The 17,712-nt window shown below is 59.3% G+C and carries 14 protein-coding genes and 5 pseudogenes; 14 read left to right on the forward strand and 5 right to left on the reverse strand.

The window, feature by feature from the left end; genetic code table 11:
* Window positions 1-33: 33 nt before the first annotated feature.
* From sctW to HB777_38450, 11 genes are all read left to right on the forward strand, one after another.
* Complete coding sequence (gene sctW / locus HB777_38400) at window positions 34-1,158, forward strand: type III secretion system gatekeeper subunit SctW (protein ID QND69516.1); 1,125 nt, start codon at window positions 34-36, stop codon at window positions 1,156-1,158.
* The gene (locus HB777_38405; GenBank protein ID QND69517.1) at window positions 1,155-1,517 is read left to right on the forward strand and encodes a hypothetical protein; all 363 of its coding nucleotides are present in this window, start codon (window positions 1,155-1,157) and stop codon (window positions 1,515-1,517) included. The genes sctW and HB777_38405 overlap by 4 nt, the downstream gene beginning before the upstream one ends.
* A gap of 147 nt (window positions 1,518-1,664) precedes the next feature.
* On the forward strand, window positions 1,665-1,886 hold the full coding sequence (locus HB777_38410) for a hypothetical protein (GenBank protein QND69518.1): 222 nt from the start codon (window positions 1,665-1,667) through the stop codon (window positions 1,884-1,886).
* A gap of 5 nt (window positions 1,887-1,891) precedes the next feature.
* Window positions 1,892-2,272, forward strand: a complete 381-nt coding sequence (locus HB777_38415) for a hypothetical protein (protein ID QND69519.1) — start codon at window positions 1,892-1,894, stop codon at window positions 2,270-2,272.
* Window positions 2,269-4,362, forward strand: a complete 2,094-nt coding sequence (gene sctV / locus HB777_38420; protein QND69520.1) for a type III secretion system export apparatus subunit SctV — start codon at window positions 2,269-2,271, stop codon at window positions 4,360-4,362. Before HB777_38415 ends, sctV begins: the two co-directional genes overlap by 4 nt.
* A gap of 8 nt (window positions 4,363-4,370) precedes the next feature.
* Window positions 4,371-5,732: a type III secretion system inner membrane ring subunit SctD gene (sctD, locus tag HB777_38425; GenBank protein QND69521.1), complete on the forward strand. Its 1,362-nt coding sequence runs from the start codon at window positions 4,371-4,373 to the stop codon at window positions 5,730-5,732.
* Window positions 5,729-5,983 carry a hypothetical protein gene (locus HB777_38430; GenBank protein ID QND69522.1) on the forward strand — a complete coding sequence of 85 codons (255 nt, stop codon included), beginning with the start codon at window positions 5,729-5,731 and terminating at the stop codon, window positions 5,981-5,983. Before sctD ends, HB777_38430 begins: the two co-directional genes overlap by 4 nt.
* Window positions 5,984-5,985: 2 nt before the next feature.
* On the forward strand, window positions 5,986-6,228 hold the full coding sequence (locus tag HB777_38435; protein ID QND69523.1) for a hypothetical protein: 243 nt from the start codon (window positions 5,986-5,988) through the stop codon (window positions 6,226-6,228).
* 106 nt (window positions 6,229-6,334) lie between these two features.
* Window positions 6,335-6,811, forward strand: a complete 477-nt coding sequence (locus HB777_38440) for a hypothetical protein (protein ID QND69524.1) — start codon at window positions 6,335-6,337, stop codon at window positions 6,809-6,811.
* A gap of 74 nt (window positions 6,812-6,885) precedes the next feature.
* Window positions 6,886-7,911, forward strand: a complete 1,026-nt coding sequence (locus tag HB777_38445) for an IS110 family transposase (protein QND69525.1) — start codon at window positions 6,886-6,888, stop codon at window positions 7,909-7,911.
* A 325-nt stretch (window positions 7,912-8,236) separates the two neighbouring features.
* Complete coding sequence (locus HB777_38450; protein QND69526.1) at window positions 8,237-9,226, forward strand: IS5 family transposase; 990 nt, start codon at window positions 8,237-8,239, stop codon at window positions 9,224-9,226.
* 27 nt (window positions 9,227-9,253) lie between these two features.
* Here HB777_38450 and HB777_38455 read toward each other — a convergent pair.
* Together HB777_38455 and HB777_38460 are read right to left on the reverse strand one after the other, a co-directional pair.
* A pseudogene (locus HB777_38455) lies at window positions 9,254-9,985 on the reverse strand (IS110 family transposase).
* Between the two features lie 91 nt (window positions 9,986-10,076).
* Window positions 10,077-11,764: pseudogene (locus HB777_38460) on the reverse strand (IS1634 family transposase).
* 197 nt (window positions 11,765-11,961) lie between these two features.
* Between HB777_38460 and HB777_38465 the strand changes: the two are divergent.
* Entirely contained in the window at window positions 11,962-13,593 is a 1,632-nt protein-coding gene (locus tag HB777_38465; GenBank protein QND69527.1) for a transposase, read from the forward strand.
* A 43-nt stretch (window positions 13,594-13,636) separates the two neighbouring features.
* Here HB777_38465 and HB777_38470 read toward each other — a convergent pair whose 3' ends face one another.
* The 3 genes and pseudogenes from HB777_38470 to HB777_38480 form a co-directional block, all read right to left on the reverse strand.
* Window positions 13,637-13,888, reverse strand: coding sequence for an IS110 family transposase (locus HB777_38470; GenBank protein QND69528.1), 252 nt, complete (start codon window positions 13,886-13,888; stop codon window positions 13,637-13,639).
* 1,083 nt (window positions 13,889-14,971) lie between these two features.
* Window positions 14,972-15,346 (reverse strand): annotated as a pseudogene (locus tag HB777_38475) (recombinase family protein).
* The gene (locus tag HB777_38480) at window positions 15,333-15,515 is read right to left on the reverse strand and encodes a hypothetical protein (protein ID QND69529.1); all 183 of its coding nucleotides are present in this window, start codon (window positions 15,513-15,515) and stop codon (window positions 15,333-15,335) included. Before HB777_38480 ends, HB777_38475 begins: the two are co-directional and overlap by 14 nt.
* A 312-nt stretch (window positions 15,516-15,827) precedes the next feature.
* Between HB777_38480 and HB777_38485 the strand changes: the two are divergent.
* Both HB777_38485 and HB777_38490 read left to right on the forward strand, forming a co-directional pair.
* A pseudogene (locus HB777_38485) lies at window positions 15,828-16,029 on the forward strand (IS66 family transposase).
* A 47-nt stretch (window positions 16,030-16,076) separates the two neighbouring features.
* Window positions 16,077-17,155 (forward strand): annotated as a pseudogene (locus HB777_38490) (IS5 family transposase).
* Window positions 17,156-17,712: the final 557 nt, after the last annotated feature.

Below are 17,712 nucleotides of genomic sequence, written 5' to 3' on the forward strand. Positions count from 1 at the left end.
CGATCCGCCGTAAGACCGCGCGGAGCCGAAGTGATGTCTGATTGGACAGTATTCGAAACGGCCCCTTCACGCCTTTGCCCTGATCGGATGGCGATCGAGCCGATCCCGGTCCAGGTGGGCTCATGGCGCGGTGAAGCTGTTCGCCTGGCGGGGCCTACACACGCGACCCTCTTGGAACAGGCAAGGGAAGAACGCACTTTCGGTTTTTCCGAGGCGATCGAGTCAAAGGCGCTAACTGAGCGCAAAATCTCGGAGGGGCGCATAGCGGCGTCGCTCAGCGCGGTCCATGACATTGATGCCTATTTCGAACGTCTCCCGTATTTCGATCATACCGAGTTGCCGGGGCTGTTGCGCGATATCCGCAGCGACGATCCTGCCTTGCAGGACATACTCCGAAAAGTTCGCCAGCGGTTCGCTGACCCCTCTTATGCCTATGCGGCACTCGATCTGGCGGCACGAGAGTTGCGACGCGAGGGCCTCGACCAGCTTGCCGTACGGACGGATGGGGCCAAGGCCCAACTCATGGCCAAGCAGGGGGTGGCTATTCGTGCCGGCCTCAATGTTTCCGTGGCAGCGTCTGAAGTAGCGGCGGGTGATCAGAGGCTCGCTGCAGAGCTGCGTGATTTGTATCGGGCCACGGTCTCCGGCGATCCAGGACCGCTCCGGCTTTATAGGGAGATTCTCAGTAAGTTTGGAGTCGAGGGCTTTGCACGGCATGTCGCTTTTCTTACGCGTGCGCTCGGCGAGGACATCGCTTCGGCTGGGCCGTCGGTCGAGCCTGCTCGGCTATGGGAGATCCTCAGCGGATTATCGGCGCTGCGCGTGCTGGATACCGTGCACGAGTGCTGCCAAAAGATGGTAGAACGGATACGGCGGCGGCCAGATACCATCGACATCACCGCTACCGGCGTGATGCGGCAATTATTGCCGCTGGTGGAGAATACCGTTCCTGGTCCGTCGAAGATCATTCCCATTCCTGAACGGTTAGGAATCCCTCCCGTTCCCCTTGATCTGCAGATTGCCGTACTGCGCGAATGTCGAGATCTTCTCGCGATGATTCCGGTCGGAGTCTACCGCGATTTGGAGGCAAGAAAAACGACGTTGCGGGCAGTAGAGGAAGCGATGGACATTCGCATTGAACGGGAAGAGAGTGCATGAGCGCCCAGGCTTCTATTCAAGCGTTTTGCTCGTCGATGGGACTTCCACCTCAGCCGCCGCCATTAACGCTGCGTTTTGAACGTTCCGGCGATCTCCACATGGAGTGTCGCGATGGCTCTGTCGTAATGTACTTAACACGCGCCATGCCGCTTCACCGCAAGGGGATCGCCGCGGCAGCTCTCAAAGCGGTACACCCGGATCGTACGCTGCCGCACATTGTGAACGTCGCCTTTTATGGCAAGGCGCTGCTGGTCCTGCTCATCAGCATGGCTGAGAACCGCGCTGATCTTCCAACTCTAGAAACCGCGGCGCAGGTTCTCGTACGGCTCGTCGACGAAATTGATGCCGCGGCGCGGTGACATATGATTAGGATCGATTCCGGTAGCTTGAATTCTGCTCCAACCGTCTCTGGATCGGCGGAACTGCGGCGAACAGGCCTGATAGTCGATGCTCGGTCGGCTTTGCAATTCGATCTGCTATACGTCGCTCCCACCGTGGATGACCTGATGATGGCCGCCTTCGCGCCTCCGATCGCTAATCCCGGAATCCTTGAGCCGCCGACATACGCCGTGACCCTCAAAGCCGCACATGCATCGCTGGCTGATTTGGCTGCGCAAACTGGAGACCCAGATCGTGCCCTGCTCCGGGACGCGCTCTCGGTACTCGATCGGGCGCAGTTCGACCGTTTCCTTTTCGACGACGCTTGCCGTGCTTTGATGCGAGGATAGACCCGATGACTGAGCCGTTTATCAGTCCCGACAAGCGCGATGCGCTATCGGTGCTAGCGTATCTCTACATTAAGTTTGGCTTTCTTCACGATGCATCCAAGCTTCTGCTCGCCCTCGATCATGTTGACTCGGGATGGGGCTGGGCACGACATGCACGCTGTCTGGCATTGCTGCGAGCGGGAGACTGCGAGGAGGCCGCAGCCGAGGCTGGCCGGCTTCTGGTTCACGCGCTGAATGATGAGGAGCGATTCCGGATATTGCAGGTGCGGGTCAAGGCCTATTGGAAACTCGGCCTCAAATCGGAGGCGAGAGCATGTCAGCGAATGGTCACAGTCCTGCTGACACAGGCGGCTGAGCCGGATGCGTCGCTCGGAAGGATAGCGTGAATTTTCTCAACAAGGTCCTGGCAGTTGCTACTGGCCGAAACGACATTATTCTGGCGGGGCTACTAGTTGCGATCATCTTTATGATGATCATTCCACTGCCGGCGGTTCTGATGGATGTGCTGCAGGCTATCAATCTTGGGGTCTCCGCGCTGCTGCTGATGGTCGCGGTCTATATTAAGTCGCCCCTCGCGTTCGTCTCCTTCCCCTCGGTGCTTTTGCTGACAACGCTCTTTCGGTTGTCCCTCGGCATCGCTGCGACACGCATGATCTTACTGCACGCAGACGCTGGTCAGATCATCAAGGCTTTCGGCGATTTCGTGGTGGCCGGGAATCTCGTGGTGGGCGCAGTTACTTTCTTGATCATCACCATCGTGCAGTTCGTAGTCGTCACGAAGGGGTCCGAGCGCGTGGCTGAAGTCGCCGCACGCTTCTCGCTGGATGCGATGCCGGGCAAGCAGATGAGCATCGATGGCGACCTGCGTGCAGGCGCCATCAATATTCAGGAAGCCCGTCGGCGCCGCATCGCCATCGAGCGCGAAAGCCAGTTGTATGCCGCCATGGACGGTGCCATGAAGTTCATCAAAGGTGACGCAATCGCAGGCTTGATAAGCATCGTCGTGAACATCATTGGCGGCATAGCGGTTGGTGCTCTGCAAAAGGGCATGAGCCTGTACAAAGCGCTCGAGATTTACACCATCCTGACCATCGGCGACGGGCTCGTCGGTCAGATCCCGGCTCTCTTCACCTCAATCACGGCAGGCTTTATAGTCACGAGGATAAGCGACAAGGATACGGGCTCAGATCTAGGCAGTGAGATTGGGGACGAGATCACAGCCCAGCCACGTGCCCTGATCGCAGGATCCTTCATCCTACTTCTGTTCTCCTTGGTACCTGGCTTTCCTTTGGCAATTTTCGTGATATTGGCAGTATTGGCTGGAGGCGGTGGCTGGTTGTTGCAGCGCAGGCGGTCGCTTTCAGCGCCGTCGAGTTCCTACTCTGTCGCAGGCATCAGGGCACCCGTGTCGGCGTCGGACGGGCCGGCTGTACGGAGCGGCGAAGGCGGCAATGCAATCACGCTAACGGTTCCTCTGATGCTCGACATTAGTCGAGACGTTCAGACCATCTTCCGGCCAGACTGGCTGGACAAGGAGTTGGCCGCTGTGCGGCAGGCGCTTCTTCTCGATCTTGGCGTTCCCTTTCCAGGCATTAATCTGCGTGTCAGCGACAGCAACAAGGATGGCGCTTACACGATCATGGTAAATGAAATTCCATGTGGCGAAGGATTATTACGGGCGCATCACCTCCTGGCTCGTGATATCCCCGAGAACCTTGAAATCGTGGGCATTCCGTATCTGCTCGATAAGCCATTCCTGCCTCAGATCGAGACCACTTGGGTGGAGATGGCACATCGCGAGTCGTTGCAAGCCGCCAGCATCCCATTTTTGGAACCGGTTCAGATCCTCAGCTACCACATTGGCCATGTCCTGCGTCGGCAAGCAGATGAGTTTGTCGGAATCCAGGAAACAAAAAATCTGCTGAATCAGGTGGAAAGATCTTTTCCGGAACTCGTAAAAGAGGTGCTGCGGACCATTTCTCTGCAGACGATTTCTGAGATCTTGAAGCGACTGGTTTCCGAGGAGGTTTCGCTGCGCAACATGCGCACTATCCTCACCGCGCTGGTCGAATGGGGACAGAAGGAAAAAGACACAGTTCTGCTCACGGAGCATGTGCGCTGTGCATTGAAAAGGCAAATCTGTTTTCGGCATTCTGTCGGCAGGACCCTGTTGCCGGCCTACATACTTTCGCCGGAAGTGGAAGACACGGTGCGCAATGCCATTCGGCAGACTTCCGCGGGCAGTTATCTCGCCCTCGACCCTCGCACCACACGGCAAATCGTCGATAAGGTGCGGGATGCGATAGGCAATGTCGGCCAGCAGCCGCACAAGCCTGTGCTGCTGACCTCTATCGATATCCGCCGATTCATGCGCAAGATTATTGAAGTCGATCTCTACGAGCTACCCGTGCTCTCCTATCAGGAACTTACGCCCGATATCTCCGTACAGCCGTTGGCAAGGATATCGCTGTCGTGAGAAATACTATGGAAGAAGTGACTCTGGCTGGCGATGATGCCAAGCTGACCCTGCGTGTGCTGGCCGGTCCCAACCGGGGTGCAGAGACCCCGCTCGAGGAAGGCGTCTGGCTAATCGGTGCCAGTGACACCGATGACCTCACCTTCGCTGATCCGGAACTGGCTGCCACACATCTCCGCATTACTGTCGAGGCCGGACGCATCCACGTAGTTGCCCTGGCACCGGGTGTGCGCGTCGGGACCAAAGACCTTCCAGTGGGCGACTGGACGGTGCTCAATGCGCTGACACCGGTTCAGGTCGGGCGGACGATTTTTGGGATTGGTCCGGCCGGGAGCAGCTTTCCCCAGGCGGACGCCATGGGAGGCCTGGTGCCGGGCACTTCCGCGCAACTTTCGGCCCCTCCCGAACTGGCGTCGGCCTCGATGGGCCGACAGATGCATGTCATGGTAGGCGTGATACCGCGACAATTACGGCTCGGGGCGGTAGTTTGCACTCTCCTGATTATGCCGTTCGTCGTGTTTTGGGCTGCCATAGGGCGAGTTCCCCCCTCCGCCTCGGAAGCCTCTCCGGCCAATGACCCGCTGATGATGGTGCGAGACATCATTCGCGACTTAAACATCGCTCACAACGTCAACATCACCTCCGTTGATGACAAACTGGTCATTGAAGGAGACCTACGACCTGGAGACGATGCCAAGCTGAGAGCCGCCCTGAGCACGGCCGGCCTTGAGGCGGAAGTGTTATCCAAACGGCCGACCACTCTGTCGGATTCGCAGATCATCGATCTCGTAACGACGGTCATAAGCAGCTTCGGAATCGAGGGCAGCGTGCGGGTGATCGGCCCCGGAGAGATCACGATAACAGGATATGGACCTAGCGATGCGAAGGTCCAAGCGGCACTTCACCGCCTGCAGCAGGATATTCCAGGGCTAAGTGAAGTTGAAAACGCGATCGTGACACCCGACCGAGCTCGCGTTTTTCTAGAGACCGCGATAACGGACCAACTGCGTCGCTCCATTCACATCTTAACCAAGGCAGACGGCGTGCTCGTTTCAGGGACTCTGACTCCGATTGCTTTTGAAGCGTGGCAGAAGGTCGCTTCTCGCTTTCAGGAGAAGTTCGCACCCTACATTCCGCTTGAGACGCAGTTCACGCCGGTCATATTGCCGGCGCCGAGAGGTGTATACCTCGGCCGAACGCCGTTCATCGTTGTTGAGAATGGAACGCGCCTGAAGGTCGGAGACAGTCTCGAGAGCTTGGGCCAGATCGTTGACATAGATCGAGGCGGAATTTTTGTGCGCATCGGCGCCGATGAGGTGCATGTTTCTTACCCGAGCAAGCCGAGATGGATAGTCGAGGAAAAAGGATGAGCGACGTCATGGCCATGTTTGAATTGCAGAGGCAGTTGCTAAGGGATTTCGACGGTGCAAAAAGATCTGCCCTAGAGAGGGAATTCGATACCTGCCGGCAATCGTTGAAACGTGAAATGGATGTTGGCGTTTCGAGGCAGGAATTCGAGGTCTTGGCGGTCATGCTGGACGCGATAGATGCGGCCACAGAGATCATCAACTCGATTTGGAGTGAGTATCGTGATAAGGAACTACCCTTAGGTTGGAGATAATTATGTCGCGCATTTCTGGCCCTAACCTTAACGCCAGCAGCATCACTAGCAACATCGGCAGTGCCACTGTTTCAGCAGAAAGGAATTTTAGCAGCCTCATGACATCTATGGATCCGGATAACGCGTCAGATCTACTTAAAGTTCAATCCACCGGTCAGCAATGGGCCCTGAGTCTAGCTTTGGAATCAAGCGTGATCGGGATGATTTACAACGCTCTGAAGGGAGTAGTGCAGAAAATCGGCTGAACATTCGGCTAGATCGGAGGTGCGGTGCTACGAAGTCGAACGTGCCCGCCATAACCGGGCAGCGCCTAACTCAACCACGGGAAGAACCTAGCGAGGTTATCTAATCATGAATCCCGTCAGCTTGAAGCAAAATGCATATTTCCCAGCGCCAGCTTATTCCGGAGAAGCGGGAGAGTCTTCTAGTGATGAAGGGATTTTGTCATCAGCCTTCCAGCCTCATTTGCCATCACCGTCACAGATATCGGCTATAGGGAGCACCCAATCCGTTCTCAAGGATTTGGAAGCGGAAGAGTTCATCAATCCCGCCAATATTGCCGGGCAAGGTACTGCCACCCAAATTTTGGCCCTTAAACAGGCGGTCGCAGCAAGAAATCTATTGCAGGCCGATGAAGCATCTTCCAGCCGCTTCGCACGCCACTCCGATGACACTCCAGGCGGCAGGTCCGCGCGCGCCCCCGTTGGGCAACTACGACTTTTAGCTTCCGCATTACGCGGAGCGGGCGTGGCGCGGCGCCGTTTTTCGTCGGTGCGGGACGGTGAAGTAAGCCAGGAAAAAAGCGCTTTGCGTTCTGAGGGGCGTTGATGGTGTAGACGCCCGCGACGACCGCAGTGTGTGGCAAAGTGGAGTTGTTTAAACCACCATTGGAGATGGGCATCATGAGCGAAGTTCGTACGATCGGTTTGGATTTAGCCAAGAACGTGTTTCAGGTCCACGGGGCTGACGAAACAGGTGCTGTTGTGTTTCGCAAGCAATTGCGGCGCGGGCGGGTTTTGAAATTCTTTGGTGGCCTGCCACGGTGCCTGGTTGCGATGGAAGCCTGCGGAAGCTCGCATTTCTGGGCGCGTGAGATAGGGCATTTGGGACACGAAGTCCGTATGATCCCACCGGCCTACGTGAAGCCCTTTTTGAAGCGGCAGAAGAACGACATGGCTGATGCTGAGGCGATCTGCGAGGCGGCGCAACGACCAACGATGCGCTTTGTTGCCGTGAAGAGCGAAGAAAGACAAGCCGCAGCAGTGGTGTTGCGCACCCGCGATCTGCTGATCCGGCAGCGCACGCAGACCATCAATGCGCTGCGCGGCCACCTTGCGGAATTTGGTGAAGTCGTGCCGCAGGGTTTAAGCTTCGCTTCGAAACTGATTGCGATGATTGAGGATCCGCAAACGGCTCTTCCAGAAACTGCGCGGACTGCTCTGCGGTTTCTGACAGCAAGCTTGTCCCAACTGAATGATCAGATTCGCGTGCTGGATGCACAGATTGTGCGCCGGGCTCGTGAAGATGAGACCGCACGCCGGTTGATGACAGTTCCCGGAATTGGCCCATTGATTGCCACCGCACTGGTGGCTCTGGCGCCATCGCCTGAAACCTTCAAACGTGGGCGGGACTTCGCCGCATGGCTTGGGCTTGTGCCGCGACAACATTCGACAGGCGGCAAACAGCGTCTCGGCTCCACGACGAAGATGGGGGATCGATCTCTGCGGCGGCTCCTGATCATAGGGGCCAATAGCGAGCTTGTGTGGCGCGCCCGCAAGGGTGCAACACCAGGCACGTGGCTGGCCAAGATGCTGGCGCATAAACCACCGATGCTGGTGAGGGTGGCGCTTGCCAACAAGATGGCGCGAATGATCTGGGCTATCATGGCCAAGGGAGGAATATACAGAGCTCCGGTTGCTGCGGTCTAAAGCCAACGTAACCGAGGGGACGTCGCAGCGAGAGAGGTCATCGGAAGTATGGCGCAACGGTCGTGAGACGGGATCAGGAAAACCAGTGTCCACCAAAGTGTCTCAAGAGCACGCGGCGTTGATTTGGACCTGACCTGCGAACACCATAAGGGCCCGCGGCATGTGTGAAAGCCGCAACACAGGCCGGACACATGTCAGCACCCGACAACGCGCAATGCCAACTAAAGATTCCTCTTGCCAAACGGGCGTCTACACATGGTGCACGGATCGTTTATTGGTGTGGGTTTAGGCAAGCGGTCACCGCAATAGCCTTTGTAGCGTAGCCATGCCTTTCAAACACAATACCCGCCGCCGCCATCATATTGAGAAGATGAAGTTCAGGGTGACGAACTGGCCAGAATATGAGGCAGGACTTCGTCATCGCGGCAGTTTGACCCTGTGGGTGACACCGGAAGCCCTGTCCAGGTGGCAAGCGCCAAGACGCAAGACACGTGGCGGCCAGCACCGCTATTCTGATCTGGCGATCGAGACCACCTTGACGCTGGGCCTTGTGTTTGGCCTGCGGCTGCGCCAGGCAGAAGGCTTGCTGGAATCGGTGCTGCAACTGATGGGGCTGGCGCTCGCTGTCCCCGATCATACCACCCTGAGCCGTCGGGCGCGGACATGGCAATCGCCCAACAAACGGCATGATCGCCGGGTTGCGCCGGAGGGACCAGTGCATGTTCTTGTCGACAGCACCGGCCTGCAGGTCTACGGCGCGGGTCAGTGGCTGGAGGAGAAGCACGGCGCCAGATCCCGTCGCAGTTGGCGCAAGCTGCATCTGGCACTGGATGCCGACAGCGGCGAGATCATTGCCCATACCCTGACTGATCAGGACACTGGCGATGTGTCTCAAGTTGAGCCACTGCTCGACCAGATTGGCGGTCCGATCGGACAGTTTACTGCTGACGGCGCCTATGACGGAAAACCGACTTACGACGCAGTCATCGATCACAGCGCTGCCGCCGCAATCGTCATTCCGCCTCGCGTCAACGCGGTCGAACCATTCGACGATAGACCTGCCGGCCAAAGGGACCAGCATATCGCCGCAATCGGCAGAGACGGCCGGATGAAATGGCAGGTCTCCAACGGTTATGGCAAACGCTCGCTGGTCGAGACCGCCATAGGGCGATACAAGTCCACCATTGGGCGGCGTTTGCGGGCACGGTCGCTTCCCGTTCAGCAGACCGAAGTCGCCATCGGCTGCGCCGTCCTCAACCGCATGCTTGCCTGCGCACGCCCGAAATCAGCCCGCCGCAAGGCGGCCACGGCATAGTCTGCCGCTTCAAAGATCGACATCCGCTCAAGTCCGGACCCATGCACCAACGCCGACCCACATGCGATCGGCTTTGACGAGCGCATTGGCGGTGACGAGAAGCTTGCGCATAACCGCGACGATGGCGACTTTGGCGGGCTTGCCCGATGCAATGAGGTGCTGATATTTTTCCCTGAGGTCGGGGTTAAAGCGGGCAGCGACGAGAGCGGGCATGTAGAGTGCGCGTCTAACGTTGGCCCTTCCACCCTGGATGAAGCTTCTGCCTTTCCACTGTCCTGATTGGCGGGCGACGGGAGCGAGTCCTGCCAGGGATGCGGCCTGTTTGTTATCAAGTGATCCGAGCTCTGGCATAGTGGCGACCAACTGGTTGGCAGTGCGTGGGCCGAGGCCAGCTATGCTGGAGATAATTTTATGCCGACGGGCAAGCTGGGGATCGGCCGCAATGCGTGTTGCGAGCTCGGCATCGAGAGCGGTTATATGCTGATCGATCTGATTGAGGCGTTGCTTGTGCTGACGCTTTAGAAGCGGAATCGTCAGGTTTTTCTCCTGGTTTTTAAGCGCGGTTCTGTCGCGCATCAGACCATCGCGGGCGCTGATCAGTTCGGCCAACCTTGCCTGTTCGGGGTTTATAGCCGGGCGCACGGGTGGCTGCATTGTGCTAGCCATGCGGGCCAGCATCACTGCATCGATCCGGTCGGTCTTGGCCAGGGTTCCAGCTGCTTGGGCAAAGCGCCGCGCACGAGCGGGATTGAGCTTGACCCCACTTAAACACCGCCTGTAAGAATATGTAATTATATCAGCACGTTAGGCGCGCGCCGGCGCGTGTTACCACTACATTTTGGGGATGATCTCAGGCGAGTTGTTCGTCGAGGTTGTGTGGCAGAGCGATGCCAGATGCCTTGAAGACGTTGCCCACTTGGCCCGTAACGTGGGTTCTGGTGGTGACGATGCGACCATCCTTTTCGATGGTGGCTTCCTGGAGGCGGTCGAGATCGCGTAGAAGCGGCTGCCATTCGGGCGTCAGGCCTTTGGCCCGGCAGAGGCGGTACAGTTCCTTGCTGAGTACGAGCCCCAGGAACGAGCAAAACACATGCCCGCGGATGGCGGCATCGGATTGGTGGAAGATCGGCCGGGTATTGAAGGTTGCCTTGGCGGCGCGGAACAGGCTCTCGACCTCGAGCAAATCGCGATACCGCAGCACGGCCTGGAGCGGGGTCACCTTCGCGTTGGTCCGCACCACGGTGATGCCGTCGTAGCGGGCTTCCTCGGCAAGCTTGCCGACATCGATCTTGAAGTTCTTGCCGCTGGCCTTGAGGTAACGCCGGTAGGCCGAGTTGCCGACCAGTGCCTTGTCGCCCTTCTTGAGCTGTGCCTCGAGGCCGGCGATGATCGCCTGGCGGTCGGCCTTGTCCTTCTCGGCCTCGGCGTCATTGCGGCTGACGATATAGCGGTCTTTACCGACCTTGACCTCTTTGACCCACAACTGAGTTTCACCGCGCTGGCGCTCGAGAATGAGCGGAACCATCGGTGCCGCGTCATTGAGCACGACGTTGTGGATCACGCTGCTCGAGCGTTCGCGGGCCCCCAGAATGTATTCCATGCCAGCTTTTCGAGCGCGGCGATGGTATCGGCGCTGATCATGCCGCGATCGGCGACAACGCAGGCGCGTGTGACGCCGAAGCGCGTTCGCAGCCGATCGACCACCGGCAACAGGACGGTCACGTCAGCGGTGTTGCCGGGCACCATCTCGGTGCAGATCGGCCGGCCCTCGGCATCAACGACCAGCGCCAGGATCATTTGCGCCAGATCGGGGCGGAAGTCCTTGGAATGCCCGCGCTTGCCCAGCGTCTCGCCGCCCGCGCCGTAGAAGGACAACGAGGTGGTGTCCATGAATACAAGGCTGAGGTCGGTGAACAGGTCCTGCCGGCGCGCGAAGAGCTTTTCCTCGATCACGTCTTTCACGCAGCGCCCCACCAGCGCGCCTTGCGCCTTTTCGCCGAGTTCCTCGCCCAGCCACGCCATGGCCCGGTAAAAGTGATGGAGCGCCAGACCCTCGGCGCCCTCGATACCATAATCGGCCATCCAGTTCGCGCAGTCGCGGTCCGAGCCCGAGACGAACAGCCGATGCAGCGTGCCAACGAACACCGCCCGTTCCACCGCAAAGCCGAACTGGCGCCCTTCCAGCAGAACGGTTTTGCCGTCGCGGACACTTTCCACGAGGTAGAGATAGCGGTGGCCGCGGGCCACCTCTTCCAGCACATCGCCGATCCCGAGCCGCTGCCACAGCCGCCCGAACAACAGCGGACCGCCGATGCGGCGAGAGGCAATTCGCCCCGCGTCAATGTCGGACAGGATGAGGCTGCGTTCGCCATGGCGCGCAATCGAGGCCGCCAATCTGTCAAGTTCGCCGCTGGCAACCAGCGCATCCTTGCGGCCCAGCGCCTTTATCGTGCGCTGGCGAACGGTTTTGCCGTCGCGGACACTTTCCACGAGGTAAAGATAGCGGTGGCCGCGCGCGACTCTCTCAACGACAAACATGCCAGCGTTGTTAGCGAATAAATGCCATAAAATCCATACAACATACGGCTAGCAGATCAAATGTTGTTACCACACATTTTCGCGCCGAAAACTCAAGGCGAGTGAATTCAATAGCTTAACGGACAGCGTTCGTAACCGGGGCAGATTACCGGGCGGTGGGGGTTTGCAGGCGCGTGCTTTCGTGATTCACCGTTTGCGTGACGCTACCACCGACTGATTCGCTTGAAGGCCTGTCGCTCGCGGAACTCCGCGGGCTGGTTTCTGCGCTGATCGGCGAAGTGCGCGGTCTTCAAGGCCGGGTCGAGAGCCTTGAGATCGAGAACCAGGCGCTACGCGCCGAGAACCAGACCCTGAAGGATGAGATCGCCCGGCTGAAGGACCTGCCGCCGCGTCCCCCGGTCAAGCCGACCAAGCCATCGGGCATGGAGAAGGCGACGCAGCCGACATCTGGCAAGGGCAAGCGCCGCCGGCGCGGCGCCAAGCGCGACGGCGGTCGCGTGAGCCGCGAGGTGACGGTTGCGGTGAGCGCTCCTGCGGGCTCTCGCTTCAAGGGGTATGAGACGATCCTGGTGCGCGATCTGGCGTTGTCGGCCGAGGTGGTGCGCTATCGCCGCGAGCGCTGGGTGACACCGACCGGCGAAACGATGGTGGCGCCCTTGCCGGCGGGGATCATCGGCGGCTGGGGCGCGAACCTGCGCCGCTTCATTCTGGCCTGTCACATTCAAGGCCAGGTGACGACGGAGCGGTTGACGGCGTTGTTGACCGGGATCGGGGTCGACATTTCGAAGCGCCAGGTGGTGCGGCTGATTTCGGAGGGCCTGGAGGCCTTCGCGGCGGAGGACCGTGACGTGCTGCGCGCCGGGCTGGCTACGGCGCCCTGGATCACCGTCGATGATACGTCGGCGCGCCACGCCCACCAGGACGGCTACACCACCCAGATCGGCGATCGCCGCTTCACCGCGTTCCGCACCGGGCGATCGAAGTCACGGGAGGCGTTCCTGGCGACGCTGCGTGCCGGGCACAGCGATTACTTCATCAATGAAGAGGCCCTGGCCTATATGCGCGGCCGCAACCTCGCCGGTCCGGTGATCGCGCGGCTGGCGGCTGCGCCGCACAAGGCATTTGCCGACAGCGCCGCATGGCAGGCGCATCTGGCCGCACTCGGCCTCGACCAGCTCGCGGTTGAGCCCAACCCAGTCAGGATCGCCACCGAAGGGGCGATGTGGGGAGCGATCCGCCACCACGGCTTTCTTGGCGATACCGTGGTCGTGTCCGATGATGCCGGCCAGTTCCGCATCGGCGACCATGCTCTGTGCTGGGTCCACGCCGAGCGGCTCGTCCACAAATTGATACCCGTGACCCCGGATCAACGTCAGGCCGTCGACATCATGCGCCAGTTGATCTGGTGGTTCTATCGCGACCTCAAGAGCTACCAGCGTGCTCCTTGTCCGCGCCACGCGGCGGCCCTGCGCGCCCGCTTCGAGCGCCTGTTCAAACGACGAACCGGCTACGTCATGCTCGACCGGCTTCTTGCCAGGCTGCATCGCCGCAAGCATGAACTCCTGCGCGTTCTCGATCGTCCCGAGATCCCGCTCCACACCAATGGTTCGGAAAACGACATCCGCACCTTCGTCACCAAGCGCAAGATCTCCGGCGGAACCGTCAGCGAGGCAGGCAAGAACGCCCGCGACGTCCTGCTCGGCCTGATGAAGACCTGCATCAAGCTCGACGTCTCATTCTTCCGCTATCTCGGCGACCGCCTCGGCATACCAACACAAGAGTCGATTCCGCCGCTCCCGGATCTCGTTAGGCAAGCCGCTCAAGCCTGACTGCCCGGTAATCTGCCCCGGTTACACAGCGTTCGCCATCCGTTCACCTCCAACTGTTCAAGTCGGGCTTGACGCAAGGCAGATCAGCCAGAGCTTGCTCGAGTTCCCGGTGGTAAGCACCAGTCGCCTCATATGCCACGCGCTCGACTGACCATTGTCCCAGCCATGCAATTAAGGCTTTATGGCCACTGGCAGTATTGGCAAACTGCTGGTTGCTGCCTGCAGGATAGGCATGAGCATCGAGTGTTGCTTTTGAGATATCGATGCCGATGGTTTGTGGTAGGGTGTAACTCATCTTTTCCGCTATCCTATTCTTGTCATCCGGGCCCAAAGCCCCGGTTTCCGTTCAGGCCTGATGGAAAAGAAAGGGGTGATCACACTAATCGACGGTCCTCAACGACCTAGACAACTTCGATCCATCCCCTCCCGCCCGATCCGGAGTAGCCACCCCGGATCGGGCATCTCTTACTGGACCAAACGGCTTGGAAAGTCATAAGACAAGACAACCCCATCAGTCCCCGTCACTGGGGCATGCCGGTGCTCGCCGGCGGCATGAGCAAAAATTCACGACAGAAGATCGCGGGCCGCGTGGCTAGCGCCGGGCCCGCGCCCGTCGGCAGCGTCGCCGCGCATTGATCTTCAGCTGCGGCCCGACCGGGTTGCTGCGGGTCAAATCAGGACCCGCAGCAATCTCGATAGGTCTTACTCAGCCGGATCAACCGGCTGGTACCACCAATACGTGCACTCCCCATGATCCCAAATTTGACATATCAACAGGGAAGCGTCGGCCGGATCGCCTCGGTAAGTGTCGGCCGGGGCCGGAACGGTCGTCATCAGGCTAGCCGCAGTGCCAGCAAGTAGGGTGCGCAGCCAGGCGGACCGAAATTTCGTCGGCCGCTTCGGGGAGCCCAGGGCGATATCTTTTGATGAGAGGGTCATCGTACTCTTTCTCTTGTTTCATAACGTGTTTGCGGATGATCCGGCGTCGTTTGCCATTTGGCGATCGCGCCCGTCGGACGATGTTGATTAAGGTCTCCTAGTTCATAAGATCTCCTGACTGGTTGGCCCAACAACGACCTTCTGGCAGAGTTAGCTGACAGTAGCCTGAAAGGCACCAGAGTTTGCGCGACGGTGATCGTGCGTGGCCTCAGTTTCTAAAGGTGTCTGAACTAGTGATGGCAGCGGACGTTTCTCGCTCCTGGATCCGGCATCGAATCCGCAATGGCGTGATCAGTATCCACCAAAACGCCACTCACAAACGCGTTCTGTTTCCAGATGCCGCAGCAACAATCGCAGCAATACAAGAGCTCAAATCCGGCGTGCGGCAACACCTCGACTTTAACCCACCTGCTACCGAATAAGGGTATCAACATGATAGATCGTAAATGCCATCGATATCGATCACGCGCGCATCGACCTGACCGCAAAGCTCAAGCAGCCTGTGCCAGTCCGGACCATTGCGCGACAACCGAGAGGCCTCAAGACACAATACTGCGCCGACATGACCGGTGCACAGATCGTCGACGAGCCGCTCGAAACCCGGGCGCTCGACGGCGCCGCTCGCGCTGCGGCCCAGATCCTCGTCGATCACCTCGACATTGTGGAACCCCCAACGCCGCGCAACGTCGACCAGATCATATTGCCGGCGTTGACTCTCAAGGTTTGCATGAACCTGTTGGGCCGTCGACTGTCTGACGTAGACGACGGCCTTGCGCTTCAGGAGTGCCATGGGAAGAAGATTACCGCCCGTCATCGGTCATCTCCTTCTCCGCGACACCTGCAGCCGCCATCAGCAGCTTGGCGAGGCTCGCGACCGCGACCGCGCGTTGCGCTCTCGTCAGCCCGTCCAGGGCTCGGGAGTCGAGTGGCATGATCAACTGCCGTAGTGCTGGCAGCCGGCTTGGCGGGGGCAATGTCTTCATCGATAACCTCCTTAGCGTTCAAACCGCTCGCAAGGCCATTACGAAATCCCCGATGGATCAAGAGGTTGTGAAGGTCAGTCAGCGCATCCACGGTCACCCGAGGGCTGCCCAAGGTGAACGCTTCACAAACGTCGCGATCCAACATCCATGTGGGAACGACAATGACTTCGCCATGGCGCACGACAATGTGCGCGACTCTGCCGTTCGCCCGCTCCTCGGTATACTCGCATCGAACGGTCCGCTCGAAATACGGATGCCATCGATACCAAACGACAACCTCGCGCCCGACATGGGCAGAATGTCTGCGAGATGACGATCACGCGAAAGAATAGTCTATTCGCCGGCAGCCACGGCGGTGGACGAACCTGGGCGACGGTAGCCACCTTGCTTGCAAACCTGCAAAATGAACAGCGTCGATCCGCTCGACTGGCTCTCGCAGACCTTGACCCGCATCGCTCAAGGCTGGCCGGCATCCGAAATCGAAATGGACAGTTCGAAATACCTCGCCTTTTGAACCGGATTTTGATTCACTCGGCGCGTTGATTTGCGCGGAGGCAGTGGATGCGGGGACAGGCTGGTTTCTGGGACATTGACGAGCGATATGTGCGGCTGAGCGAGGCCGGCGATCCGCTGGAAAAGCTAAACTCGGTAGTGCCGTGGGAGGTTTTCCGCAAGCCGCTCGGCAAGGCGCTGAAGCGTTCCGATGGCGCGAAGGGTGGTCGGCCGCCTTACGATCCGGTGATGATGTTCAAGATCATGGTTCTGCAGGCGCTCTACGGCCTGTCTGACGACCAGGCCGAGTTCCAGATCCAGGACCGACTATCCTTCATGCGCTTCCTCGGGCTGGGTCTCGGAGACAGGGTGCCGGACGCCAAGACGATCTGGCTGTTCCGGGAGCATCTCACACATGCCGGCGCGGTGGATAACCTGTTCGCCCGTTTCGACAAGCACCTCGGCAAGGCCGGCTACCTGGCGATGGGGGGGCAGATCGTCGATGCCACCATCGTGGCGGCGCCCAAGCAGCGCAACACCGACGCCGAGAAGACTGACATCAAGGCGGGCAAGGTTCCGGACGAGTGGAAAGACAAGCCCGCCAAGCTGCGCCAGAAGGACCGGGACGCGCGTTGGACGGTGAAGTTCTCGAAGGCCAAGATGGCCGAGGATGGAAAGGTGCAGCAGCGCGACATCGCCATTCCCGCATTCGGCTACAAGAACCACGCCGCGATCGATCGTCGGCATGGCTTCATCCGCGGCTGGAACGTCACGAGCGCGGCGGCCTATGACGGCGCGCAGCTTCGCAATGTCCTCAACCGCGCCAACACCGGTTCGACTGTCTGGGCCGACACGGCCTATCGCTCGAAAAAGAACGAGGAGTGGCTGGAGAAGAACGGCTTACGTCTCTGACATCCACCAGAAGAAACCGAAGGGTCGGCAGATGAGCGAGGCGACGTCGCGGGCCAATGGGCGGAGATCGAACCCGCGCATTCGTCGAACACGTCTTCGCGCAGCAGAAATCCAGGATGGGCCTGTTCGTGCGCACCATCGGCATCGCCCGCGCCAGGACGAAGATCGGCATGGCCAACCTTGCCTACAATCTCACCCGCTTCGTGTGGCACGAGGGGCGAACTGCGTCCGCATAACGGGCGAATGCGGCGAAAACCGCCGACGCAACGCCGAAATCAATCAGCCATCTACCCAGGCAAGGGGCGAAAACCTTGTCATAAAGTCAGATTCGGCCAACCGCGCCGGTTTGTCCGCCTTGCCGTTCAAAAACCGCGGTAAATCGATCTGTCCAAATGCTCATGCCTTGGAACTTTAGGCCTGACGTTATCGGCTGACCGCTTACGAAATACGACTCATGAGTGCAGGCGTAATCGCCTCAAGCTTCTGCGAGCCGCGTATGCTTGTTCCGCGCATAGATTGGATGTGGTGTGCCGCGCGACAGCTGACTTCCTCTGGGGCGCGCGCCCGCCGCGGGTGGTCACCACCCCTGTTGACATTCTCGTTGCCTGCCAGCAGCGTGCAATGCTTCCTACGTCCAACCTGGTCGCTGCGGTCATCGAGGGATTCGAATAATCGCCTCAAAACCATCCTCGCGACCACGGGCAGGCGACGCAAGTGCAAGACTGCCACCTATCCCCTTGATCGCCTTACTAGCGATGTTTAGACCAAGGCCTGAGCCCGCCGCTGAGGTCGC

It is taken from the genome of Mesorhizobium loti, from assembly GCA_014189435.1.
In the GTDB taxonomy this organism is placed as follows: Bacteria; Pseudomonadota; Alphaproteobacteria; order Rhizobiales; family Rhizobiaceae; genus Mesorhizobium; species Mesorhizobium loti_G.